This is a genomic window from Paraburkholderia bannensis (assembly GCF_014200455.1).
GTDB classification, from domain to species: Bacteria; Pseudomonadota; Gammaproteobacteria; order Burkholderiales; family Burkholderiaceae; genus Paraburkholderia; species Paraburkholderia bannensis_A.
This window is the reverse complement of sequence record NZ_JACHBW010000021.1, coordinates 1-21,221: the sequence shown is the minus strand read 5'-3', so window position 1 is coordinate 21,221 and position 21,221 is coordinate 1. Positions and strand designations below refer to the sequence as shown.

The window sequence follows — 21,221 nt, the reverse complement described above, 5'->3', positions numbered from 1 at the left end:
CATGCTGTTGCTCAATCCCGGCCCGGTCACGCTCACCGAACGCGTGCGCCGCAGCCTGTTGCAGGAAGATCTGTGCCACCGCGAAAGCGAGTTCTTCGACGTGCAGGAAGAGGCGCGCACGCGTCTTGTCGGCGTCTACGAGCTCGACCCGGCGCAGTGGCAAGCGGTGCTCATGACCGGCTCCGGCACGGCGGCGGTCGAGAGCATGATTGCCTCGCTCGTGCCCGCTGACGGCAAGCTGCTGGTCGTCGAGAACGGCGTGTACGGCGAGCGCATTACCGCGATCGCCACGCAGTACGGCATCGCGCACGCAGTCGTGAAGCACGAATGGATGGACGCGCCGGACCTCGCGCGCATCACCGCCGCGCTCGACGCCGACAAGTCGTTCACGCACGTCGCGATCATCCATCACGAAACCACCACGGGCCGCCTGAACGATCTGCGCGCGCTGGGCGAAGCGTGCCGCGCGCGCGGCGTGCAGATGCTCGTCGATGGCGTGAGCAGCTTCGGTTCGGAGGCGATCGATTTCGACGATACGAGCATTGCCGCCGTGGCCGCGACCGCGAACAAGTGCCTGCACGGCGTACCTGGCGCGGCTTTCGTGGTGACGCGCCGCGCGGCGCTCGCCACGGCTGCGAGCCGCACGTATTACCTCGACCTCAAGCGCCTGGCCACCTTGCAGGATCAGCGCAATACGCCGTTCACGCCGTCGGTGCACGCGTACTACGCGCTGGTCGAAGCGCTGCGCGAACTCGCCGATGAAGGCGGCTGGAAGGCGCGTCACGCGCGCTATGCGGCGCTGTCGGAGCAGGTGCGCGCGGGTCTCGCCGCACGCGGCATGGCTAGCGTGCTGCCCAGGGAAGAGTCGTCGGTGGTGCTGCGCGCATTCCGCCTGCCCGCGGGGATCGACTATCCGAAGCTGCATGACGCGCTCAAGGCGCGCGGTTTCGTGATCTATGCGGGCCAGGGCGGCCTGTCGAAGGAGTTGTTCCGTATTTCGACGATGGGCGACATCCACGCCGACGACGTCGAGCGCCTGCTGGCGTCGTTCGACGAGATCGCGAACTAAGCGCACGCCATAGTCGAAAAAGAGGCCTTGCCGCGAGCGATCGCAGCGAGGCCTTTTGTGTTTTTCGCGCGAGGTTTCTACTGCGATTCAGCCCGTCGCGCGCTCGCTTGCGCGCACGGCCGAGGCCTTTTTCGCAGGCTTGGCGGCGGCTTTGCGCCGCGCACGCGCTTTCTTTAGCCAGATCAGCACGCCGGTCACGCTGAGCACCGCGACCATGACGCCCACAAAGCTGACGGCGATACGCCCCGGCAAGCCGGCAATGCGGCCCGAGTGCAGCGGAAACTGCGCCTGGATGAAGATGTCGCCCGCGCTGCCCTCGCCGGGAATCTGCCTCGCCAGCACCTGACCGGTGCGCGCGCTCAGGATGAGCCACGGATTGCCCAGACCCGCATCGCCGTGATCCTTGCCGGGCTCGTAATAGCCCACGCCGACGTAACCCAGCGACGGCACCGCGAACAGGCCGCCCGGCGGCGCGCTGATGCCTTCGCGGCGGCCCACCTCGGCGGCTTCGCCAATGATGCGATCGCGCGCCTGAACTATCTCGTCGAGCGAGAGCGCCGGACCGGGCGCGACGGTGCGGAACGGGTCCGGCGCAAGCGTCGAAAACACCGAAACGACCGGGCGCACGACCTGGCTGCCCAGATTCATGGAAACCGATGTCAGTGCAACGACCGTCAACAGGCCCCACAGCCAGACGCCGCCCGAGCGGTGCAGGTCGAACGTGAGCGCATAGCCGCCGCGCTTGACGCGAAACGCCAGCGATTTGCGCCAGCTTTTCAGGTTCGGAAACGCCAGCACCATGGCGATGAAGCCGTCCAGCAGCCAGACCATTCCCACCACGCCCATGGTCCAGACGCTGAAGTCGATGCCCATCTTGGTCGGCAGGAACAGCGTGTAGTGAAGCTGGTACAGGAAGGGGATGAGGTTCAGGCGCGCGAGCGAGGGCGCGCCCCACATGCGGCGGCCCTGCACGTCGCCCGTCACGGGATCGAGCGCGACCTGGTTGTAGTCGAGTGCGTAGGGTTGTTGCGTTTGCGGATCGAGGCGCGGCGATGCACGCACGATGAACGTTTGCCCCGGCTCGACCGCGAGCGGCATGAACGACACTACGGCGTGCGGATTGGCGGCTTCGAAACGCTTTACCAGATCGAGCGGCGCGAGCGGTGTGCGCTGCGCGTCGACCGTGACGGCCTGGTAGAAGGTCGGATTGAGCGCGGCGTCGAGTTCGTGGTCCCACGCGATCACGGCGCCCGTGATGCCGGCCAGAAACAGGAAGGCCGCGATGCCCAGGCCGAACCAGCGATGCAGGCGTACCAGCAGCGGTCTCATAGGGCAGTGGCGCTGGCGTGGCGGCGCGTGCGCCGACGGACTGAAACGGGCGCGTGGAGTAAGACGGTCACGATGGCGTCGGCGGTCGGAATGGCTGCAAATAGTTGATCGCAAATGCGAATCGTTTGCATTTTACGGAGTGAGCGTGACGGATGCAAGCTTCATCGAAAGCTTATCGAAAGCATGGGTGGCAGAGATCAAGCAGGCTGCTTGAGGGGCAGAGTGAGGCATGGAGACCGCGCCGCGAGCCAGGTTCGCGGCGGGTGGGGGAACGGGAACGACGGGAGAGCAGGGCGAGGCGCGCAGGCGCCTAGACCGGGTCTTTGTTCGGCGGCCCGTCAGGTCGTTGCGGTTCTTCGACGTGGCCCGGCGGCGGCGGCGTGAGCGGATCGCGTTCGGGATCGCGCGTCGGATCGGCGAGCGGATCGGGGATCGGGTTCGTATGCGAGCAGATCATCGCGGATACCTCGTGCGGCAACTGCGTGAGCCACTGGAGCCGCGCAGGACGTGTGGGTGGTCTTACTAGCGTAGGCGATGAAAAACCGCGTGCGCGGAGTTTCTGGCCCGTCACCCCGCGCGCAATGCCGGTTCCCGGCGAGTGCCGGGGCGCTTCAAATTCCGTCGAGATCGGCGGGCGTATCGACGTCGCGCAGGATGCCGGGGTCGTTCACGTCGATGCGGGTGAGCGCCTGCGATCCCAGCAGCGCGCGCGCGCCTGCGTCGCCGTCCAGCGCGAGCAGCGCCTCGCGGTGCCCGAAGCCAAAGCCCACCGGATGGCCGCGCTGCCCGTCGTAGAACGGCGCGACGAGCGGTTTGCCCGCGTCGAGTTCGCGCGCCACTGCCTCGATGGTGGTGACGGCGATGCGCGGCATGTCCGCGAGCGCCACGATCCAGCTTTCGCCTTCGGTGTCGGCTTCGATGGCGGCGGCGAGACTCGCGCCCATGCCGCGCACCGAGCCGGGCGCGAACACCACATCGCAGCCCGCTTCGTTGAGCGTGTGCGCGAGCGTTTCCGCGCCCGGCCGCACGACCGCGATCACGCGCGACACCACGAGCAGCAGCCGGTGCGCGGCCTCATGGGCGACGGCGATGCCGTTCGGGAGCGGTGCGAGGAGTTTGTTGCGCAGACCTTCGGGATCGAAGCGCGAACCTGTGCCGGCGGCGAGCAGTACGCCGGTGGCGAGCGATGCATAGGCCATGGGGTGTACCGCGGGTGCGCCGCGCGAGAGGGGTGAACGCAGATTGTGCGGCGCAACCGCGCGTGAGGCAAGCGCGCGGTGCGTGGCGCTGCCTCACGCGTTCTCTTCACGCGCTTTCCTCGCACTAAAGCACTAAAGCACTAAAGCACTAAAGCACTAAAGCACTAAAGCACTAAAGCACTAAAGCACTAAAGCACTAAAGCACTAAATCACTAAAGCACTAAATCACCAAGGCACCGAAGCGGCTACGTCATCGTGTGCGCTGGCAGCATCACCTTGTCGAGCGTGATGGGCAGGTCGCGCACGCGCACGCCGGTCGCGTGATAGACGGCATTGGCAATCGCCGCCGGCACGCCCGTAATGCCGATTTCGCCGATGCCGCGCACGCCCAGCGCGTTGAAGCGCAGATCGGGCGGCCCGACGAACAGCACGTCCAGATCGCCGATATCGGCATTCACGGGCACGTGGTAATCGGCGAAATTGCCGTTGGCGAAGCGCCCAGTGCGCGTATCCAGCTGGCCGTGCTCGTGCAGCGCCGTGCTCACGCCCCAGACCATGCCGCCCAGCAACTGGCTGCGCGCGGTCTTGGCGTTGAGCACCTGCCCCACGTCGTAGGCACCGACGATGCGCGCCACGCGCAGCGTGCCCAGATCGGCGTCGACGTGCACTTCGGCGAACACCGCGCCGAACGAGTGAAAGGCGAACTGCTGCTTTTCCGCGCCGGGTTTCGCGGTGGCCTGCGCCTCGATGGGCTGGCCGCCCGCGCGGGCGATGATGGCGGCGGCAGGGTCGCGCCGGGTCGCATCCGCGCGCAGCACGACCCAGCCGTCGACGACCGCGACATCGGCGCTCGCTGCGCCGTGGACCGGCGAGGCCGGATCGGCCACGGCCAGCGCGACCAGCTTGTCGCGCGCCGCGCTCGCCGCGGCCTGCACGGCGGGCGAGACGCTCGCGGCCGACTGCGAGCCGCCCGAGACCGGCGCGCGCGGCAAGCTCGAATCGCCCAGCGCGAAGTGGATGCGCTCGGGCGCAAAGCCGAGCGCATCGGCGGCCACCTGGGTCATCACCGTATAGGTGCCGGTGCCGATGTCCTGGGTGCCCGAGGCGACCATCGCCGTGCCGTCGGGCAGGATGCGCGCGAGCGCGGCGGCTTCGCTGCGGTTGGCGGGGTAGGTCGCGCCCGCCATGCCGAGGCCGATCAGCGTGTTGCCCTGGCGCATCGCGCGCGGCGCATTCACCCGGCGCGACCAGCCGAAGCGTTCCGCGCCCGCCGCGTAGCACTCGCGCAGCGCCTTCGAAGACCACGGCTTGCCTTCCTGCGGCTCGACTTCGGCGTCGTTCTTCATACGCAGCGCGATCGGGTCCATGCCCAGCCGCCACGCGAGCTCGTCCAGCGCCGATTCGAGCGCGAACGATCCGGTGGTTTCGCCGGGCGCGCGCGTGAAAGTGGGCGTGCCGACGTTGAGCGGCACGACGCGGTGGCTCGTGCTCAGATTCGGCGTGGCGTACATCATGCGCGTGACGAGGCCGGACATTTCGGTCCAGTCCTCGAAGGTGGAGGTGTGCGAGAAGGTGTCGTGGCGGATCGCCGTGAGCGTGCCGTCGCGGCGCGCGGCCAGCGAGAAGTGCTGTTCCGTGCGTGGGCGCGAGCCGACCGGACCGAACATCTGCGGGCGCGCCAGCGCGAGGCGCACCGGCCGGCCCGTCTGTTTCGCGGCCATCGCGCACAGGCTCACATGCGACCACGACGAGCCTTTGCAGCCGAACCCGCCGCCGATGAACGGCGAGATCACGCGGACGTTGTCGGCGGGGATGCCGAACACGGCCGCCACGGCGGTGCGCGCGCCCGATACGCCTTGGGTCGAGTCGTAGAGCGTGAGCTCGGGGCCGTCCCAGCGCGCCATGCTGGCGTGCGGCTCCATCGGATTGTGGAATTGAATCGGCGTGGTGTAGACCGCGTCGATGCGCACCGCGCCTTCGCGCAGGCCCGCTTCGACGTTGCCGCGCTGGGAATCGACAGGTCTGCCCGGCTGCTCCGGCGGCTTATGCGCCTGCATTTTCGCCTGCGCGAAATCGAGCGTGGACGGCGTGGCGGCGTAGGTCACGCTGACGTGCTGCGCGGCGTCGCTGGCGTGTTCGAGGGTATCGGCCACAACGACCGCGACCGGTTCGTTGCTGTAGCGCACGACGTTGTCCTGCAGCAGCGTGATGTGTCGTCCAGCGGGCGGCGCAAGCGGCGTGCGGCCGCCGTTGGGCAGACGCATGGCGTTCTGCCACGTTATCACCAGCAGCACGCCGGGCAGCGCCTGCGCGCGGCGCGTGTCGATCGATGCGATCGTGCCGCTCGACACCGTGCTCGTGACGAGAACCGCATGCGCGAGACGCGCTTCGGGGAAATCCGCTGCGTAGCGCGCGTTGCCGGTTACCTTGAGCATGCCGTCGATACGGTCGACGGGTTGTCCGATCAGTTGGCTCATGCGAGACCTCCGAAGGCGTTATCGGCGAAGTTTTCGGCGCCGCCTGCGGCTTGCAGCGCCGCTCGCACGATCGCGCGCTGCGCGAGTTCGACCTTGAACGCGTTGTCGCCAAGCGGCTGCGCGTGAGCCAGCTCGGTGGCGGCTGCGGCGCGCAGCGTGGCCGCATCGAGTGTCTGTCCGATCAGCTGTTGTTCCGCAAGACTCGCACGCCACGGCTTGTGCGCGACGCCGCCCAGCGCGATGCGCGCGGCGCGCACGCGTCGCCCGTCCAGTTGCAGCGCCGCCGCTACCGACACCAGTGCGAACGCGTAGCTCTGGCGATCGCGCAGTTTGAGGTAGTGCGCGTGCTCGGCAAAGGCGGGCGGCGGCAGATCGACCGAGGTGATGAGTTCGCCGTGCGCGAGCGTGGTATCGAGTTCGGGCCGATCGCCCGGCAGCCGGTGAAACTGCGCGATGGGTATCGCACGCGCGCCATTCGGCCCGCGCACCTGCACCGTGGCGTCGAGTGCCGCAAGCGCCACGCTCATATCGGATGGATTCACCGCCACGCATTGCGCGCTCGCGCCAAGGATCGCGTGCATCCGGTTGAAGCCGTCGCGCGCGGCGCAGCCGCTGCCGGGCGCGCGCTTGTTGCATTGCGCGAAGGCGGTGTCGTAGAAGTAGCCGCAGCGTGTGCGTTGCATCAGGTTGCCGCCCACGGTCGCCATATTGCGTAGTTGCGGGGAGGCTCCCGCGAGCAAAGCCTGCGATAGCAAGGGATAGCGCGTACGCACGAGCGTGTGATTGGCGGCGTCGCTGTTGCGCACGAGCGCGCCGATGCGCAGGCCGCCGTCGGGCAGCGCCTCGATCCCGTCGAGCGCGGCGATGCGCGTGATATCGATCAGTCTGAGCGGATGCGCGATGCCGCCTTTCATGAGGTCGAGCAGATTCGTGCCGCCGCCGATAAAGGCTGCGCCGGGCTGCTGGGCGGCTGAGAGCGCGGCATCGATATCGGCGGCGCGCTGGTAGGCGAGTGCGTCCATGACGTGGCCTCCGCGCTCAGGCGCTGGCCGAGTGCGCGTCGCGCACGGCGGCCACGATGTTCGCGTAGGCGCCGCAGCGGCAGATATTGCCGCTCATGCGCTCGCGGATTTCCGCATCGCTCAACTCGGGCGGGCGGGCACGCACGTCGGCGGTGGCGGCGCTCGCCGCGCCCGCTGCGAATTCGGTGAGGCATGCCGTGGCCGAACACAACTGGCCCGGTGTGCAGAAGCCGCACTGCAAGGCGTCGCGTTCGATGAAGGCGCGCTGCATCGTGCTGGGTGCGCTCGCGCTGGCGAGTCCTTCGACGGTGGTGATGCGCTGGCCTTCGTGCATCACGGCCAGCGTGAGGCAGGCGTTGATGCGCCGGCCTTCCACCAGCACCGTGCACGCGCCGCACTGGCCGCGATCGCAGCCCTTCTTCGTGCCGGTGAGGCCTGCGTAGTCGCGCAACGCGTCGAGCAGCGTCACGCGTGGTTCGATATGCAGGGCGTATTCGCGGCCGTTGATGTTCAGGCGTACGGGCTGCGCAGGCACGGGCGGTGGCGTGGGCGTATCGGCGGCGGTCGCAGGTTCGGGGGCGTTCTGCGCGCGCAGATGGGGCGCGGCGCCGAGTGCTGCAGCCGCTGCCGCCGATTGAAGAAAGCGTCGGCGGGAGGGTTCGCTGGGGGCAGTGGGTTCGCCGGTGGCTTCGGTTTGCGCGTCGCGACGCGCATCGTGCGGAGTAAGGGACATGGCGTTCGCAGGCTCCATCTGGGGATGGGATGGCGATGATTTCGCATGCGCACGCCTATGACGCGATGCCGCGTGAGCCGTCGTCGCGCAGCGTGCGGAACTCGTTTGCAGCGTATCGGGGAAAACAACGGGTGGAGCAACAACGGGTGGAGCAACAACGGCTGGAGCAATTTCGATGCCGCGAGATTGGCTGCGATCACCTCGCGACAGATCTGCACGTTGCGCGCGCCGTGCGCGAAAGTAAAGCGTCTGGAGGGCGTTGCGGGCGAAACTTTCGTAACAGCGCGCCTTCTGGCGCAGGGCTGTCTGACGCCTGACGCGAGGCGGTCCGCGAGCTGGCGCGGCGGACAGATTGTGGCGCTGGCATGATGCGCGAATGATTGGGCCGGGCGAAATAGAGGCCCGCCTCGGATGCCCGGTTTCGACGTGTGACAGACGATCGGTGCACCCTACAATGCTCGCAGTCCAGGCTACCGGGAGGAGACCCCATGCTGACGGTTCACCACCTCGACAACTCGCGCTCGCAGCGCATCCTCTGGATGCTCGAAGAGCTGGGCGTCGACTACGAGATCGTGGAGTACAGACGCAACAAGGAGACGATGCTCGCGCCGCCCGCGCTGCGCTCCGTGCATCCGCTCGGCAAGTCGCCGGTCGTGACGGACGGCGATTTCACACTCGCCGAATCAGGCGCGATCCTCGAATATCTGGTCGAGCGCTACGGCAAGGGCCGCTTCGTGCCGCCGCGCGATACGGCCGAGTATCTGCGCTACCGCTACTGGATGCACTACGCCGAAGGCTCGGCGATGCCGCCGCTGCTGCTCAAGCTGGTTGCCAGTCGGATCGCCAATGCGAAAGTGCCGTTCTTCGTGAAGCCGATTACGCGCAAGATCGCCGGATCGCTCGAAAGCGAATTCGTCGATCCGCAGCTCAAGCTGCATTTTGGTTATATCGCCAGCGAGCTTGAGGCAACCGGCTGGTTTGCGGGTAGCGAGTTCACGGCTGCCGATGTGCAGATGAGCTTTCCCGTCGAAGCCGGCGCGAAGCGTGCGGGCGCGCAATCGCATCCATCGATTCGCGCGTTTGTCGATCGTATTCACGCGCGGCCCGCGTATCAGCGTGCGCTCAAGCGCGGCGGCGAATTCACGCTGTTTTGAGACGATAAGGATGGCGAATCAATCTGCCTGAATAAAATGCCGGGAAAGTACCGGCATTTTTGTTTGATGCGAATGGCGTATCAGTCGATGCCGTGGAATACGGCGTCGTCCGGGCCGAGGTATGCGGGCGGGCGCCATGCCGCGTCGCGCATCGAATGCTGGACGAGGTTTTCCACACCCAGCAGCACCGCGAAGATCGCCATGCGCACCGGAATGCCGTTATCGGTCTGGCGGAAGATCGCCAGGCGCGGATCGTGATTCAGGTCCGTCGACAGATCGTTCGCACCCGGGCGGCTGTCGCGCGGCAGCGGGTGCATCACGAGCGTTTCCGGGCTGCAGCATTCGTCGAGCAGCGCCTGATTGATCTGGAAGTCGGGCGTGTAGCCTTCGAACGATTCGTCGGTGAAGCGTTCTTTCTGGATGCGCGTGGCGTACACCACGTCGGCGCCACGCAGGCCCTGACGCAGATCCGTGGTTTGTTCGACGACGTGACCGTTGGTCGAGATCAGATCGACGATATAGGTCGGCATTTCCAGCATCGGCGGCGAGATGAGCGTGAACTTGATGCCGCGATAGAGCGCGAGCAGCTTCACGAGCGAGTGCACCGTGCGGCCGTACTTGAGGTCGCCCACCATCGCGATATGTGCGCCGTCGACGATCTTGCCCAGACGCGAGAACTCGCGCTGGATCGTGTAGAGGTCCAGCAGCGCCTGGCTCGGGTGCTCGCCGGGGCCGTCGCCGCCGTTGATGACGGGGATGTTCACGGCGCGCGCGAACTCGGCCACCGAACCTTGTTCAGGATGCCGAATCACCATCGCATCCACGTAGCCGGCCATCACGCGGCTCGTGTCGTAGATCGATTCGCCCTTGGCCATCGACGAGAACGTGAAGCCGGTGGTGTCGCACACCGAGCCGCCCAGACGGCAGAACGCAGCGCCAAAGCTCACGCGGGTACGCGTGCTGGCTTCGAAGAAAAGGTTGCCGAGCACCGCGCCTTCGAGCACGCGCGAGATTTTCCGGCGGCGCGCGATGGGCTGCATGATGTCGGCCACGCGGAACAGGGCTTCCACCGAATCGCGCGAGAACTGATTGGTCGAAAGCAGTTGCGGACGGCCCTCGAACTGGATCTGGCTAATCAGCGAGTGCGAATCTACGCTTTGCGTATAGCCTTCGCGCGGTTCGACATTGCCGACGATCTCCGAGACGAAACGTTCGACGATCTCGGGCATGGCGCGCGATTCCTGCGATTCCTCCGGCAGCAGCCAGGTGTCGAGCGCGCGGCGCGATACGCCGATACGGCTCGCGAAGGCGTCGCGGGTCATGTTCAGACGCCGCATGGCGTCACGAAGGAAGGCTTGTTGCGGAACGCTCATGCTGGCACCCGTGATAGCTGGTTGATATACGCGGTGCGTATATTAGTTCGGTGGCGCGAGAAGTCAAGCGGTTTTGCGTGTCCTCGCGGCAGGACCGCGGCTCAGCCGCGTCGATTCGCCTGTTCAGGCTAGACGTTTTATCGGGATGGCGATTTTTCAGACGCCGCGATAATCGCCGTTTTGATTTTCGACGGGCCGCCCTGGCGGCCGTTGCAGCCTGATGTACGCACTGTTTTGCACCCTGTTCTCGTGCGCCTCGCTCGCGCGCGCAAAGCGCCGCCACCGGGACCGGTCATGAAGATGCCCTGGACCAGTTCGGTCGATGAACTTTCGAGCGGCGATACCCGTTTCGTCACGCATCGCGCCGCGCGTCGCACGGCCATCTGCACCGCCTGCGCGGTAGGCGTCGCCGCGCTCGCGGGCGGCGTCGCGATTGGCCGCTACAGCAGCGTCGTGGATGTGCCCACCGGCCCCGGCCCGGAGGGCGTGGCCACGCATCATTACGTCGTGGGCGAGATCGGCCGGATGAACGCGTCGATTTCCTTGCTCGATCCGCGCATCGCCCGCCTTTCCGCGCAGATCGCCGAATTGCGCGAGTTCGACCAGCGGCTGCGCACACAGCCGCAACGGGGCGGCGCGGTGGTGGCCCCCGCCGCGCCGGGCGCGCGTTCGGGCGATGACGACGAAGAGGGTCCCGACGAAGCGGATCACGGCCACGACGCTGCGGCGGGCGCAGGGGCAAGGGCGGGCGAGGGTGGTCCGGCGCTCGCGCCGCGCCGTTGCGTGGAGGCTTCGGCGTCGCGCACGAATGCGCGCGCGGTCAGCGGCGCGGTCGATTGCATGGCGGCGACGCTTGCCACGCTCGAACAGGCGGTGGCGCAGCACGAGGCCGCTTGGCAGGCGTTTCCGGGCCGCCGTCCGACCGGGACGGGCCGCCTTGGGTCGCCGTTCGGCAACCGCATCGACCCCTTCACCCAGCGCTTGAGCTTTCATCCGGGGCTCGACATCGTCGCGCCCACCGGCACGCCGATTCTCGCGGCGGCAGGCGGGCGCGTGGTCTTTGCGGGACCGAAGGCCGGCTACGGCAATTGTGTCGATATCGACCATGGCAACGGTTTTGCGACGCGCTACGGACACGCCTCGAAGATCGACGTGCAGGTGGGGCAGATCGTGCTGCCGGGCGACCATATCGCCGACGTCGGCTCGACTGGCCGTTCAACCGGGCCGCACCTGCATTTCGAGGTGATCGTGAGCGGCACCCAGGTCAACCCCGCCGGTTATCTCGCGCTGTTTGGGGCCTACCACAATGGCTGACGCACGCCGCACGGTCCGCGCGCGCAGGGATGCACAGCGCGCTTTCGAATTGCAGCCGGTGCGCTCGCGCGCCTCGCGCTGGAGCATCGCGTTCGTCTGGACGCTGCTGGCTGCCGGTGCGGGCGCGGGAACGGTGGCGTGGATTCACCACGTCAATGACGCGCAGCGCTGCCCCGTGCTCGCGCCGGACGCCCTGCAAATTCGCCTGACCAACGCCGAACTCGCGCTGGAACAGGAACGGGCGGCGCGCGACGCCCTGCAGAAGTCGGCTTCGGCAGCGCAGGCCCAGGCTGCCTCGCTGCAAACCGAGGTGATGTTCCTGCGCAGCCACGGCAGCCGCGAAGGCACGCACTAGGCGCGCATTAAAGCAGTCGCTCCTCAAAGAGCATCGATCCGGATTTCGACAATCAACGCAACGCTCATCGCACAACGGTCACCTCCATGTTCAACAAGAAGAAGCCCCAGCCGGGCATCCAGCAAACCAAACTCGCGACGCTGATCTCCGAAGATGTTCGCGTCACGGGTAACGTCGAATTCGCCGATGGTATGCGTCTCGATGGCCAGATCACCGGCAACGTCAGCAGCAAACCGGGCGCGCAGACGCTCTTCGTGCTCAGTGAGCGCAGCACGGTGCAGGGCAACGTGCACGGCTACGACATCGTGGTGAACGGGCGTATCGTCGGCGACGTGATCGCCGATCATTTCGTCGAGTTGCAGGCGAACGCGCATGTGGTCGGCAATATCTACTATCAGCAGTTGCAGATGGAGTGTGGGGCGACCGTGGACGGCAAGCTCACGCGCCGCGATCCTGCCGATGCGCCGAGCCTGCTGCTCGACACGTCGATCGTCGATGTGCATGCGGTGGATTGAGCAACGTAGTGGGATGCGGCACGCGGCGCGTTATCTCGCAATTTCGTGAATCGCGTGGTTTGCAGTTACACTTGCGGGCATGTCACGTCAACCGAGCCTCCTCGCCTCGCCCTTCGCCGCCGCGTATGCATCGCGCGCGACGAGTGCGCGCGTGCTGGCAGCCTCGGTCGGCGTGAAAGCCAAAGCCAAAAAACAGTCGCTCATCTGACCGGAGCTTGCTGTTCCGTCGGATGTTGCGATGGAACGGCCTGCCGGCACCCCGCCTCTCTCTTCTCCCTGGCTCGCTGACTCCCGCGCACCGCTCGACGGACCTTTTATTGCGGTCGCGTTCAAGGGATAGTCATGTCTTCGTTTTCAGGTATCTGGATTCCGCTCGTCACGCCGTTCAGCGGTGGCGCTGTCGATCACGATGCGCTCGACGTGTTGGTGCGCCGCTACGTGCGGGCGGGCGTGGCGGGTTTCGTTGCGCTCGGTACGACCGGCGAACCCGCCGCGCTGGATGTTCGCGAGCAGGATGCGGTGTTCGCCACCGTGCTTGGCGCTGCGGGCGCGTTGCCGGTGGTCGCGGGTGTGAGCGGCAATCACACGCAATCGGTCTGCGAGCGCATTGCCGCGCTCAACGACACGCCTGTTGCGGGCGTGCTGGCGGCCGCGCCGTATTACATCCGGCCGTCGCAGACCGGCGTGATCGGCCACTTCACGGCGCTCGCCGATGCGAGCCGCAAGCCCGTGATCCTTTACGACATTCCCGCGCGTACCGGCGTGGCGCTGGCGTTGCCGACGCTGCTCGAACTCGCTGGACACGAGCGCATCGTCGCGGTGAAGGATTGCGGCGGTTCGCTCGACAAGACGCTGGCGTTGATTCTCGATGGCCGCTTGCAGGTGCTGTGCGGCGAGGATCTCGATATGTTCGGGATGATGTGTGCGGGCGCGAGCGGGGCGATCGCGGCATCGGCGCACGTGCTGCCGGAGCGTTTCGTGGCGATGGAGCGTGCATTGCGCGAAGGGCGTCTGGACGAAGCGCGCGCGCTCTGGCACACGCTGGTGCCGCTGGTGCGCGCCATGTTCGCCGAACCGAATCCGGGACCGGTCAAGGCCGCGCTCGCGCGACATGGTTTGCTGCGCAATGAACTGCGCGCGCCGATGATGCGCGTGAGCGATGAGCTGGAAGAAACGCTGGATAAACTGCTGGCCTGAAATGGTCAAGCGCGGCGCGCCCGGATGACGGGACGCGCCGCGCTTCGATCGTCGACGATCGATCGGCTGTGGCCGCGCGCGGCTAGCGAATGGCGCGTGCGCTTGCGCTGCTGCGTGCGCGACGTCGCGTGCGCGGGCGTTCTGCGTCGACGGGTTCGCCATTGAGCAGAATCCGGCGACCGGGCACATGCTCCGCGACGAGCCTCGCAATTTCGAACGCCGAACTTTCTGCCGGCACGACCTGGCGGCGCGCGCCGTCGTCAAGCGGGGTGGTCCATTCGACCAGCCGGTAGGCGCGGCCCCAGGGATGCTGCAACGGCGTCGAGACGCGGCACGACGCCACGCGAGTCGTCGAGCCGTCGCGCAGCAGGGACTGCAGGTGCACCAGCACGTCGTTGTCTTCCATCATGGCTTCGCTCCTCCTCGACTAACCGCTTAAAAAAACGCCGCCGATGTTCCGGCGGCTCAACAGGGGTGAGCGTATGGTTGCAGCGAAGAATTAAACCAGCCTTAAAAGCGCCAGGGCGCTTAAGCCCTGTCAGCAAGGACTTTCGCGCGCGCAGACGCCCGCGCGGACTGCAAATCCGTGCGGGACGCTGCAACCAGGTGGATCGGAAGAGACGGGCCGGGCGGTGCGGATTCCCTGGGAATCCGGCGCGATTTCAGTGCGTGTCTGTGCCGTTTTGCCGCAGCGTCGCGCGTACCTTGCGTGCCGCGAATAGCGGGAGATAGTCGTGAATGCGCGCGTCGGCGCGGTATTGATCGAGTGCGTCGGCGTAGATGCGGGCTACCGTTTCCTCAGGCGTGTGAGTCTCTTCGGCAATGCTGTGAACGATTTGCGCGGCGTCGACTTGCGGCATGACGGTCCTCCGGTCAGCGGGTGGGCGGGCAGACAGGATTCGAATTCAAGGACACCTCAGCTTGCGATGCCAATTGAAACGTCCTATCGGGAACACGCTGAACGAAATGGGGCTTGTGCTTAGTTCTGTCGAATACGCCGCTTCGCATGAAAGAGCCCTGGCGAAGGCGATTGCCTTGGCCGGGGCTCTGTTTCAGGGCGATACCGCGCTACCTGGATAGTGGGTAGTTCGCGGGTTACGCGTTGGACGCCGCGCTCGACGCGTTACGCGAGGTCTTCTTCGAGCGCGGGGTAATCGGTGTAGCCCGTTTCGCCGCGCGCGTAGTAGGTCGACGGATTCGGCTCGTTGAGCGGCGCGTTCAGTTCGAAACGGCGCACCAGATCCGGATTCGCAATGAAGAGTTGACCCCAGGCGACGGCATCGGCTTCGCCATCTGCCAGTACTTTTTGCGCCGATTCCAGCGTGAACTTCTCGTTCGCGATGTACGGGCCGCCGAACTCGGCCTTCAATTGCGGTCCGAGGCGATTGTCGCCAAGCGATTCGCGAGCGAAGAGGAAGGCGATCTTGCGCTTGCCGAGTTCGCGCGCGACGTAGCCGAAGGTTGCGGCCGGGTTCGAATCGCCCATCGTGTGAGCATCGCCGCGCGGCGCGATATGAACGCCGACGCGATCCGCGCCCCACACGTCGATACAGGCGTCGGTCACTTCGAGCAGCAGGCGTGCGCGGTTTTCGATCGGGCCGCCGTAGGCATCGGTGCGCTTGTTGGTGCTGTCCTGCAGGAATTGATCGAGCAGGTAGCCGTTCGCGCCGTGAACTTCAACGCCGTCGAAGCCCGCAGCCTTCGCGTTGAGCGCGCCCTGGCGGTAAGCGGCGACGATCCCGGCGATTTCATCGGATTCGAGCGCGCGCGGGGTCACAAATGCGCGCTGCGGGCGCACGAGGCTCACGAAGCCTGCTGCGGCAATCGCGCTGGGGGCGACAGGTAGTTCGCCATCGAGGAAGATCGGGTCCGAAATGCGGCCCACGTGCCACAACTGCAGGAAGATGCGCCCGCCGGCGGCGTGCACGGCTTCGGTGACGAGCTTCCAGCCTTCGACCTGCTCTTGCGACCAGATGCCCGGCGTTTCTGCGTAGCCGACGCCTTGCGGCGTCACCGACGTTGCTTCGCTGACAATGAGGCCGGCGCCCGCGCGTTCGGCGTAGTACTTCGCCATCAGTGCGTTGGGCTGGCGTGCCTCGCCGGCGCGCTGACGGGTGAGCGGCGCCATGATGACGCGGTTAGGGAGCGTGAGAGCGCCGATCTGAATGGGGTCGAAAAGCGTTGGCATGTGAGTACCTTGTAGCGGGCGCGGCCCGCAGCCTTGAAGCGTAAAGGGAATGAACCGGAGTTTCCGACGATGCGTGCCGTCACAACTGCTGGTGCATATGGGCGAGAAACGCCTCGATGACCGGCTCGTTGCGCTTGAAGAACACCCATTGGCCAACCCGCTTCGACGTGACGAGCCCGGCTTTCTGCAATGCGGCCAGATGCGCGGAGACCGTCGATTGAGATAGCCCGCAGTGTGCGTCGAGCCGTCCCGCACAGACGCCGTGGTCGAGCGGGAGGGCTTGATCGGCGAAATGGAGTTGCGGCTCACGCAGGCAAGCGAGGATCTCGCGGCGCACGGGATTGGCGAGCGCTTTGTAGATTGCGTCGAGGTCGATGGCTGGAGGTTGTGGGATGTTCATGGGGTTTACATCGTTACTGTGCGAATTGTATATCGCAAATCTACGATATGGGCGATGGCACTGATTGCAATAGGGTTGATACTGATAGGAAACGATTAAGTCTGTCGGACGACGATAAGGTTTGTCGGGGCTTGGACCGTGACCGTAGATAGCCTTAACCCGAGAACAACGGACGCATTAGTTTATGGCTATGGGAATTATATATAAATAGTTTTTATTCTCTCGGCAGATACCTGACGGGCTGCATTGGATTCCTGCGACTGTGCTGCTGAGAGAGGTGCAGGAGGTTGGCTGCGAAGGCGGCATTAGCCAGCTCAAGGCACTGTCTCAATAGTATCTGCGAAGTACGCTGCCGCTATGCCATGCGGTTCTTTAGACAAGGCTTCCGCAGCTTCGCTTGCTGTATAAGCGGAGAGTGGGTTGCAGGACGTTGCGCGACCATGCTGCGGTCAAGGTATGCGCAGGTCGGGACATCGTTGAGCTTGCACGTAGTCCCGTCAGGTCGAGAGGATAGATAGGTTTTTAGCGCTCACAGGAGATTGCGATGCCCGTCTGGAGACCCCGTGCTGTTTCCGAATTGCGGAGGATTCCATTGTCTCGATGGCGCGTTTTCGAGACCGAGGACGGAAGCCGGCATTTTGTTGGCGTGGATATGTTTGACCGCTCGGGGCGCGTCAGTTCGCCGATAGTGACGTTCGACCCGGTCGCCATGGCAGGGACGACTGAGACGGGACGTATTTAGGAACTTGTCGGCAGGCAGCCGTCGGATGCATCTCGAAACGACGCCGCGCGGACGCATCGGCCTTGTCGAATTCGCTGCGCCGCAGAATCGCCGGCATCACCTCGCCATCGGGGTCGTCAATCTGTTCGAGACTCTTTTCCGCACCGGCAATCGCCAGCTCGCATAGCTCGACCACCTGCGCGGCGTGAGGTCCGGAAAGTCTTTGCCGCAGCATGTCGGCCAGCGACATCGGCCCGTCGCCGTACGCACCAGACTCGCACCAGTCCAGCGGGCGTGAAATGCGCGTCGCCTGTTTGACGGCGGCCTTCATGCCGCGCAGGTCGGAGGCCCCGCCGCGCGCGCGGCGAGCAGCAGCTTGTCGCGCAGAGCAACGTCCTGTTCGACGGCGTCCATCAACAATTCCTGAAGCGCGTCCCTGCCTAACGTCGCCAGATATCCCCGAATGACTTCCTCGTAGGTTTTCCGCTTCTTGCGCGGCTTCCCCGGCGCTGGCTCATCGGCGTGAAACACCTCTTCACCGTAGTTTTCGAGCCAGGAGAGCGCAACGGCAACAGCGTGCTTGAAGATGACGCCGTCGTCGCCCACGGGGTAGTTGCCGTCGTATACGAGTTCGCCATTGTCAACGGCGAGTTCGACTCGGTACCTGTGCGTGCCGTGCACGGTCGCACGAACCGATTCGTCGCGCTCGTCCAGACGGGAGACGGCGCCATCGTGGAAATAGGGCTTGCCGCGCACAAACGTTTTCGTGTCGGCCAGCGACTGGACTTCGGCAAGCGTGAGAACTTCGGAAAGCTTTGCAGACTTGGACGTCGCGTGACTGGTGAAAGACGGGAAATGCCGCGACGGGCGGCGCACAGGCACGATGATACGGCGATGGGCAAGCGAGCACCCGGTTCAGAACGTGTGCGTAATGACCTGAATAGCCACACCATGCCCGGCCCGGCGCGACTTTGCTTCAGATTCGAGGTGGGCGTTCTGGTGACCGAACTGCTAACGATGAAGCATCAAGAGCGCGGCACCGCGCATCGCCCCTGATTCTCAGTGCTGTCACTCTGCTCGTGCGGAAAACCAGATACCCTGGACTGAGTCTCGGCTTGATAGACGGTGCGTTTCGGCCCACGCCTCCTTTCCGCGACTCTGTTGGCCTAAAGTCTGACAAATAGCATGCCGATATCCATCATGCCGCCCTGATTTCATGGTGCATGGGCGGACCAAAATAATCTGAGAGCTTTTCACCAAACGGGGTAAGAATTGAAGCGAACGAGACTTGTGATTGCCGGCATTGCGCCCGTGCTCGCACTGACCGCATGCGGCGGTGTCAACCAGTATCTTGCGGACCGTAGCGAGACCACCGAGCTGTACCATGTCTTTGACATCAAGACGTCGGCTGATATCGATACGGTAGCCACGGCCGCTGCCGATGGGCTCGCCCAGAACACAAACAGGATTCAGCAGAACCGGCCGCTCATGATGTCCACGGATATCCCGGCAAAGCCGGGAAGATTCCAGCTCGTCGACGCGGCGTCGGCGCTCGCCGGAACCGGCATGGGCGCATTTCTGCAAGCCGCACAGTCGCAGGCCGGCAGTACCACAATGCGCATAGCGAAATGCGACGGTGCCGTCTGGACGTCGAAGGCGACGCGCGCTATTCCCGGATACAACAATCTCAATCTCTACAGCTGCCTGTACGCCTACAAGGGCGGCTACCAGCTGGATGTCTACGGTGTATTCCAGAAAAATTCCGGCGGCCTGTCGGGTCTCGAGCAAGGTCTCGCAGGTAGCCTGGTTGGCACGCCCGACCAGTGGGTGAACAAAACGATTGTGGATACGGTTCGCAACATTGCGTCGGCTTCGCACGCGCAGGTCATGCAAATCGAAGGTCAGCCCAAAATCGCCGGCGACCAGTTGCCGTGGGTGGACAAGCTCGGCACGCACTGACGCCCCGTCACAGAAAATCCGGACCGATTGGGTTCAACCGTAATGCAATCGGTCACGCTTTCATTGCGAATCATTGCCGCCGAAGTGAAATATTTCATTCGAATTGCACTTGCAGTCGGTTTGCTTCTGACGCATGCCGTGGCTCACGCAGCGAGCGCAATTGCGACGTCTGAAACTGCGGAAGGAATTGCGTACTACTGGTGCACGGACAAGAAATCCGTGGCGGTCGCAAAGAGCTGCGCCATGACTTCCTGCCGCGAAGGTGCTTCACGAGACGGAGCGTCGGCCGGTGGATGCAAGGTGTTTGCCTCGGACAAACGGAAAGGGTGGTGGGCGATTTATCACGCAGACGCGGGCGGCATTGCAGCCGGCTTCTCGCCAGATCGGCAGGAGGCTATCGAGACGGCATATCAAAGATGCGAGCGCGATGGCACGGGATGCCCCATCAATACCGCCGAGGTGTTTAGCGATGGGCGCCTGACTCCTCCTACCCCGCAGCGATGGGTGACCCGGTGCGTCAACGCGAATTGTGTGCGCACCTATGACGATGGCCGTCGAGTGCCATTCACCGCGTGTATCAACCCGTCGACGAGGTCTGCGTTTGACAACGTCGACGGCTCATGCGCGGGCTTCGATATGACCGGTCACGCCAATTGGATGTGACGGTATCAGAAATAAGAGGCGGTAAAAATCATGAAATATATACGAATCGCCGCGCTACTTTCTTCAGTTGGGCTTGTTTCGATGGCTACCGGATGCGCAACCATCACGGGTGGAACAACGCAAAATGTGTCAGTAAAAACGCAAAAAGCTGCTACTGACGTCGCGGGAGCAAACTGCGTACTGACCAATTCCGGCGGCAGGTATGAGGTAACAACGCCCGGCAACGTTAAGGTGCGCCGCGAGAAAGATGACCTGAACATCAAGTGCAACAAGCCCGGAGATGTGGACGCGACGACTACGGTTCAGTCATCAACTCGCAAGGGTGCGCTTGCCGGTAACCTCCTCATGACCGGTTTCGTCGGCACGCTCGTCACTGGCGGCATCGACCGTGCTACCGGTGCGTGGTGGGCTTATCCAGACGACATCACTGTTTCTTTCGGAAAGCCTGAGGCGCAGCAACCGGTTGCCGGTGCATCTGTGCCTCTTGCCGCGTCAACACCGCTGGTTACGACTCAGTCGACGGTCTTGACCAACCCAGCGCCTGCACAAACCAACTAGCTGGATATCCCATTTGCCGCCCGAATTCTTATGACCGATAGGACGGGCAAATCAAAACAACGCAAACACAGAGCAGGCCAATCCCATGAAATACGTGCAATGCGCTGCGCTGGTCGCGTCGATTGGACTTGTCACATTGACTACGGGCTGTGCGACTGTCACTGGCGGTACCACGCAGAACGTGTCGGTGAAGACTCAAAAAGATTCCGTGGACGTCACCGGCGCGGACTGTGTCCTGGCCAATTCGGAGGGAACCTACAAAGTGGTGACGCCGGGCAAGGTCAAGGTGCATCGCGGCAAGGACGACCTTAGCGTTCATTGCACGAAGGGTGGTGAAGAGCCGGCGCTTACTTCAGTGCAGTCCTCAACCCGCGCAGGTGCAGTCGTCGGAGACGTAGCCTGGCTGGGTCTTCTGACGCCAATTACGTTGGGAATCGACCGGGCTAACGGGGGCCTTTTCGCGTACCCCGACGACATCACGGTCTCGTTCGGCAAGCCAGTAACGCCGTCTATTGCTCACGATGCCGAGACGACTGCTCCCACCTCGACGCCCAAGGTTCAGCCTGATTCGACAGCTGCAACCGATACCCCCTCTACGCTGGCCAGGTAAGCCAGCGGTACGGGAACTACATGTGGCGGCTCACAAAGTGGTCTACAAAGATTCGGTGGCGCCGTGATGTGGAGAAACGACAGCGGAAGCCCTCGTCCAGTAAGGCCCGACAGACTTGAACGTCGCCAGATGGCGCCGTTATCGTCCGGTTTGTGGTTCTCGACGGACTTAATTGTTTCCTATCAGATAAAAAAGTTGGATTGCGCGGTGGCTGGCGTTTGAGGTGGCCGGGAGTGCGACCTGATTGCGTCTATCCCTTGCGACTTGGCCGGGGTAGCGCTAAGATTCGCCCCCTTCGCTGTTCAGCCTTACCGGCAGCGAAGCCTGCCGCGAGAAACGGCGGGTCGCTCCGGCGGCATCTTTTCCCTGCTTTTAAGCGGCGATG

The 21,221-nt window shown here is 64.5% G+C and carries 22 protein-coding genes and 1 pseudogene; 10 read left to right on the top strand and 13 right to left on the bottom strand.

What is annotated here, in order from left to right:
- Position 1 precedes the first annotated feature (1 nt).
- The gene (locus tag F4827_RS28495; RefSeq protein ID WP_183730225.1) at positions 2-1,069 is read left to right on the top strand and encodes a 2-aminoethylphosphonate aminotransferase; all 1,068 of its coding nucleotides are present in this window, start codon (positions 2-4) and stop codon (positions 1,067-1,069) included.
- Between the two features lie 87 nt (positions 1,070-1,156).
- Here F4827_RS28495 and F4827_RS28490 read toward each other — a convergent pair whose 3' ends face one another.
- The 6 genes from F4827_RS28490 to F4827_RS28465 all read right to left on the bottom strand — a co-directional run bounded on the left by F4827_RS28490 (position 1,157) and on the right by F4827_RS28465 (position 7,847).
- The gene (locus F4827_RS28490; RefSeq protein ID WP_183730221.1) at positions 1,157-2,398 is read right to left on the bottom strand and encodes a PepSY domain-containing protein; all 1,242 of its coding nucleotides are present in this window, start codon (positions 2,396-2,398) and stop codon (positions 1,157-1,159) included.
- A 310-nt stretch (positions 2,399-2,708) separates the two neighbouring features.
- Positions 2,709-2,855, bottom strand: coding sequence for a hypothetical protein (locus F4827_RS28485; RefSeq protein WP_183730218.1), 147 nt, complete (start codon positions 2,853-2,855; stop codon positions 2,709-2,711).
- A 154-nt stretch (positions 2,856-3,009) separates the two neighbouring features.
- Entirely contained in the window at positions 3,010-3,597 is a 588-nt protein-coding gene (locus F4827_RS28480) for an NTP transferase domain-containing protein (RefSeq protein ID WP_183730215.1), read from the bottom strand.
- A 245-nt stretch (positions 3,598-3,842) separates the two neighbouring features.
- On the bottom strand, positions 3,843-6,074 hold the full coding sequence (locus F4827_RS28475; RefSeq protein ID WP_183730212.1) for a xanthine dehydrogenase family protein molybdopterin-binding subunit: 2,232 nt from the start codon (positions 6,072-6,074) through the stop codon (positions 3,843-3,845).
- Positions 6,071-7,096, bottom strand: coding sequence for a xanthine dehydrogenase family protein subunit M (locus F4827_RS28470; protein WP_183730209.1), 1,026 nt, complete (start codon positions 7,094-7,096; stop codon positions 6,071-6,073). The genes F4827_RS28475 and F4827_RS28470 overlap by 4 nt, the downstream gene beginning before the upstream one ends.
- 16 nt (positions 7,097-7,112) lie before the next feature.
- Positions 7,113-7,847 (bottom strand): (2Fe-2S)-binding protein, encoded by a 735-nt coding sequence (locus tag F4827_RS28465; protein WP_183730205.1) that lies wholly within the window; start codon positions 7,845-7,847, stop codon positions 7,113-7,115.
- Positions 7,848-8,317: 470 nt separating this feature from the next.
- On the opposite strand from F4827_RS28465, the gene F4827_RS28460 reads away from it, so the two are divergent.
- Positions 8,318-8,983: a glutathione S-transferase family protein gene (locus F4827_RS28460; RefSeq protein ID WP_183730202.1), complete on the top strand. Its 666-nt coding sequence runs from the start codon at positions 8,318-8,320 to the stop codon at positions 8,981-8,983.
- A gap of 80 nt (positions 8,984-9,063) precedes the next feature.
- Here the strand turns inward: F4827_RS28460 and F4827_RS28455 are convergent, their stop codons facing one another.
- Complete coding sequence (locus tag F4827_RS28455; RefSeq protein WP_183730198.1) at positions 9,064-10,356, bottom strand: aspartate carbamoyltransferase; 1,293 nt, start codon at positions 10,354-10,356, stop codon at positions 9,064-9,066.
- A gap of 294 nt (positions 10,357-10,650) precedes the next feature.
- Here F4827_RS28455 and F4827_RS28450 point away from each other — a divergent pair, with 294 nt between their 5' ends.
- The 4 genes from F4827_RS28450 to dapA all read left to right on the top strand — a co-directional run bounded on the left by F4827_RS28450 (position 10,651) and on the right by dapA (position 13,737).
- Positions 10,651-11,670 (top strand): M23 family metallopeptidase, encoded by a 1,020-nt coding sequence (locus F4827_RS28450; protein ID WP_260175464.1) that lies wholly within the window; start codon positions 10,651-10,653, stop codon positions 11,668-11,670.
- Positions 11,663-12,025 carry a hypothetical protein gene (locus F4827_RS28445; RefSeq protein ID WP_183730196.1) on the top strand — a complete coding sequence of 121 codons (363 nt, stop codon included), beginning with the start codon at positions 11,663-11,665 and terminating at the stop codon, positions 12,023-12,025. The genes F4827_RS28450 and F4827_RS28445 overlap by 8 nt, the downstream gene beginning before the upstream one ends.
- Before the next feature lie 86 nt (positions 12,026-12,111).
- A complete protein-coding gene (locus F4827_RS28440) occupies positions 12,112-12,540 on the top strand; it encodes a polymer-forming cytoskeletal protein (protein ID WP_183730193.1) in 429 nt (142 codons plus the stop codon).
- A 342-nt stretch (positions 12,541-12,882) separates the two neighbouring features.
- Positions 12,883-13,737, top strand: coding sequence for a 4-hydroxy-tetrahydrodipicolinate synthase (dapA, locus tag F4827_RS28435; protein WP_183730190.1), 855 nt, complete (start codon positions 12,883-12,885; stop codon positions 13,735-13,737).
- Between the two features lie 175 nt (positions 13,738-13,912).
- On the opposite strand, the pseudogene F4827_RS28430 reads toward dapA, so the two are convergent.
- From F4827_RS28430 to F4827_RS28410, 6 genes and pseudogenes are all read right to left on the bottom strand, one after another.
- Positions 13,913-14,146, bottom strand: a pseudogene (locus F4827_RS28430) (DUF2866 domain-containing protein); the annotation flags it as partial.
- Between the two features lie 253 nt (positions 14,147-14,399).
- Positions 14,400-14,597, bottom strand: coding sequence for a DUF3562 domain-containing protein (locus F4827_RS28425; protein WP_183730184.1), 198 nt, complete (start codon positions 14,595-14,597; stop codon positions 14,400-14,402).
- Positions 14,598-14,860: 263 nt separating this feature from the next.
- On the bottom strand, positions 14,861-15,925 hold the full coding sequence (locus tag F4827_RS28420) for an alkene reductase (RefSeq protein WP_183730181.1): 1,065 nt from the start codon (positions 15,923-15,925) through the stop codon (positions 14,861-14,863).
- 79 nt (positions 15,926-16,004) lie between these two features.
- Positions 16,005-16,325 carry a helix-turn-helix transcriptional regulator gene (locus F4827_RS28415; RefSeq protein ID WP_183730178.1) on the bottom strand — a complete coding sequence of 107 codons (321 nt, stop codon included), beginning with the start codon at positions 16,323-16,325 and terminating at the stop codon, positions 16,005-16,007.
- A gap of 674 nt (positions 16,326-16,999) precedes the next feature.
- The gene (locus F4827_RS35900; protein WP_311674654.1) at positions 17,000-17,377 is read right to left on the bottom strand and encodes a hypothetical protein; all 378 of its coding nucleotides are present in this window, start codon (positions 17,375-17,377) and stop codon (positions 17,000-17,002) included.
- Entirely contained in the window at positions 17,374-17,928 is a 555-nt protein-coding gene (locus F4827_RS28410) for a hypothetical protein (RefSeq protein ID WP_311674652.1), read from the bottom strand. The genes F4827_RS35900 and F4827_RS28410 overlap by 4 nt, the downstream gene beginning before the upstream one ends.
- A 408-nt stretch (positions 17,929-18,336) precedes the next feature.
- On the opposite strand from F4827_RS28410, the gene F4827_RS28405 reads away from it, so the two are divergent.
- The 4 genes from F4827_RS28405 to F4827_RS28390 all read left to right on the top strand — a co-directional run bounded on the left by F4827_RS28405 (position 18,337) and on the right by F4827_RS28390 (position 20,836).
- A complete protein-coding gene (locus F4827_RS28405) occupies positions 18,337-19,005 on the top strand; it encodes a hypothetical protein (protein ID WP_183730175.1) in 669 nt (222 codons plus the stop codon).
- A 42-nt stretch (positions 19,006-19,047) separates the two neighbouring features.
- Positions 19,048-19,668, top strand: a complete 621-nt coding sequence (locus F4827_RS28400) for a hypothetical protein (RefSeq protein WP_183730173.1) — start codon at positions 19,048-19,050, stop codon at positions 19,666-19,668.
- A gap of 30 nt (positions 19,669-19,698) precedes the next feature.
- Positions 19,699-20,226: a hypothetical protein gene (locus tag F4827_RS28395; RefSeq protein ID WP_183730170.1), complete on the top strand. Its 528-nt coding sequence runs from the start codon at positions 19,699-19,701 to the stop codon at positions 20,224-20,226.
- An 85-nt stretch (positions 20,227-20,311) separates the two neighbouring features.
- A complete protein-coding gene (locus tag F4827_RS28390; protein ID WP_183730167.1) occupies positions 20,312-20,836 on the top strand; it encodes a hypothetical protein in 525 nt (174 codons plus the stop codon).
- Positions 20,837-21,221: the final 385 nt, after the last annotated feature.

Bases quoted from the DNA above. Each gene is read 5' to 3' on its own strand.
- F4827_RS28495 (WP_183730225.1), top strand. From the start codon at position 2: ATGCTGTTGCTCAATCCCGGCCCGGTCACGCTCACCGAACGCGTGCGC.
- F4827_RS28490 (WP_183730221.1), bottom strand. From the start codon at position 2,398: ATGAGACCGCTGCTGGTACGCCTGCATCGCTGGTTCGGCCTGGGCATC.
- F4827_RS28485 (WP_183730218.1), bottom strand. From the start codon at position 2,855: ATGATCTGCTCGCATACGAACCCGATCCCCGATCCGCTCGCCGATCCG.
- F4827_RS28480 (WP_183730215.1), bottom strand. From the start codon at position 3,597: ATGGCCTATGCATCGCTCGCCACCGGCGTACTGCTCGCCGCCGGCACA.
- F4827_RS28475 (WP_183730212.1), bottom strand. From the start codon at position 6,074: ATGAGCCAACTGATCGGACAACCCGTCGACCGTATCGACGGCATGCTC.
- F4827_RS28470 (WP_183730209.1), bottom strand. From the start codon at position 7,096: ATGGACGCACTCGCCTACCAGCGCGCCGCCGATATCGATGCCGCGCTC.
- F4827_RS28465 (WP_183730205.1), bottom strand. From the start codon at position 7,847: ATGGAGCCTGCGAACGCCATGTCCCTTACTCCGCACGATGCGCGTCGC.
- F4827_RS28460 (WP_183730202.1), top strand. From the start codon at position 8,318: ATGCTGACGGTTCACCACCTCGACAACTCGCGCTCGCAGCGCATCCTC.
- F4827_RS28455 (WP_183730198.1), bottom strand. From the start codon at position 10,356: ATGAGCGTTCCGCAACAAGCCTTCCTTCGTGACGCCATGCGGCGTCTG.
- F4827_RS28450 (WP_260175464.1), top strand. From the start codon at position 10,651: ATGAAGATGCCCTGGACCAGTTCGGTCGATGAACTTTCGAGCGGCGAT.
- F4827_RS28445 (WP_183730196.1), top strand. From the start codon at position 11,663: ATGGCTGACGCACGCCGCACGGTCCGCGCGCGCAGGGATGCACAGCGC.
- F4827_RS28440 (WP_183730193.1), top strand. From the start codon at position 12,112: ATGTTCAACAAGAAGAAGCCCCAGCCGGGCATCCAGCAAACCAAACTC.
- dapA (WP_183730190.1), top strand. From the start codon at position 12,883: ATGTCTTCGTTTTCAGGTATCTGGATTCCGCTCGTCACGCCGTTCAGC.
- F4827_RS28425 (WP_183730184.1), bottom strand. From the start codon at position 14,597: ATGCCGCAAGTCGACGCCGCGCAAATCGTTCACAGCATTGCCGAAGAG.
- F4827_RS28420 (WP_183730181.1), bottom strand. From the start codon at position 15,925: ATGCCAACGCTTTTCGACCCCATTCAGATCGGCGCTCTCACGCTCCCT.
- F4827_RS28415 (WP_183730178.1), bottom strand. From the start codon at position 16,325: ATGAACATCCCACAACCTCCAGCCATCGACCTCGACGCAATCTACAAA.
- F4827_RS35900 (WP_311674654.1), bottom strand. From the start codon at position 17,377: ATGAAGGCCGCCGTCAAACAGGCGACGCGCATTTCACGCCCGCTGGAC.
- F4827_RS28400 (WP_183730173.1), top strand. From the start codon at position 19,048: ATGCAATCGGTCACGCTTTCATTGCGAATCATTGCCGCCGAAGTGAAA.
- F4827_RS28395 (WP_183730170.1), top strand. From the start codon at position 19,699: ATGAAATATATACGAATCGCCGCGCTACTTTCTTCAGTTGGGCTTGTT.
- F4827_RS28390 (WP_183730167.1), top strand. From the start codon at position 20,312: ATGAAATACGTGCAATGCGCTGCGCTGGTCGCGTCGATTGGACTTGTC.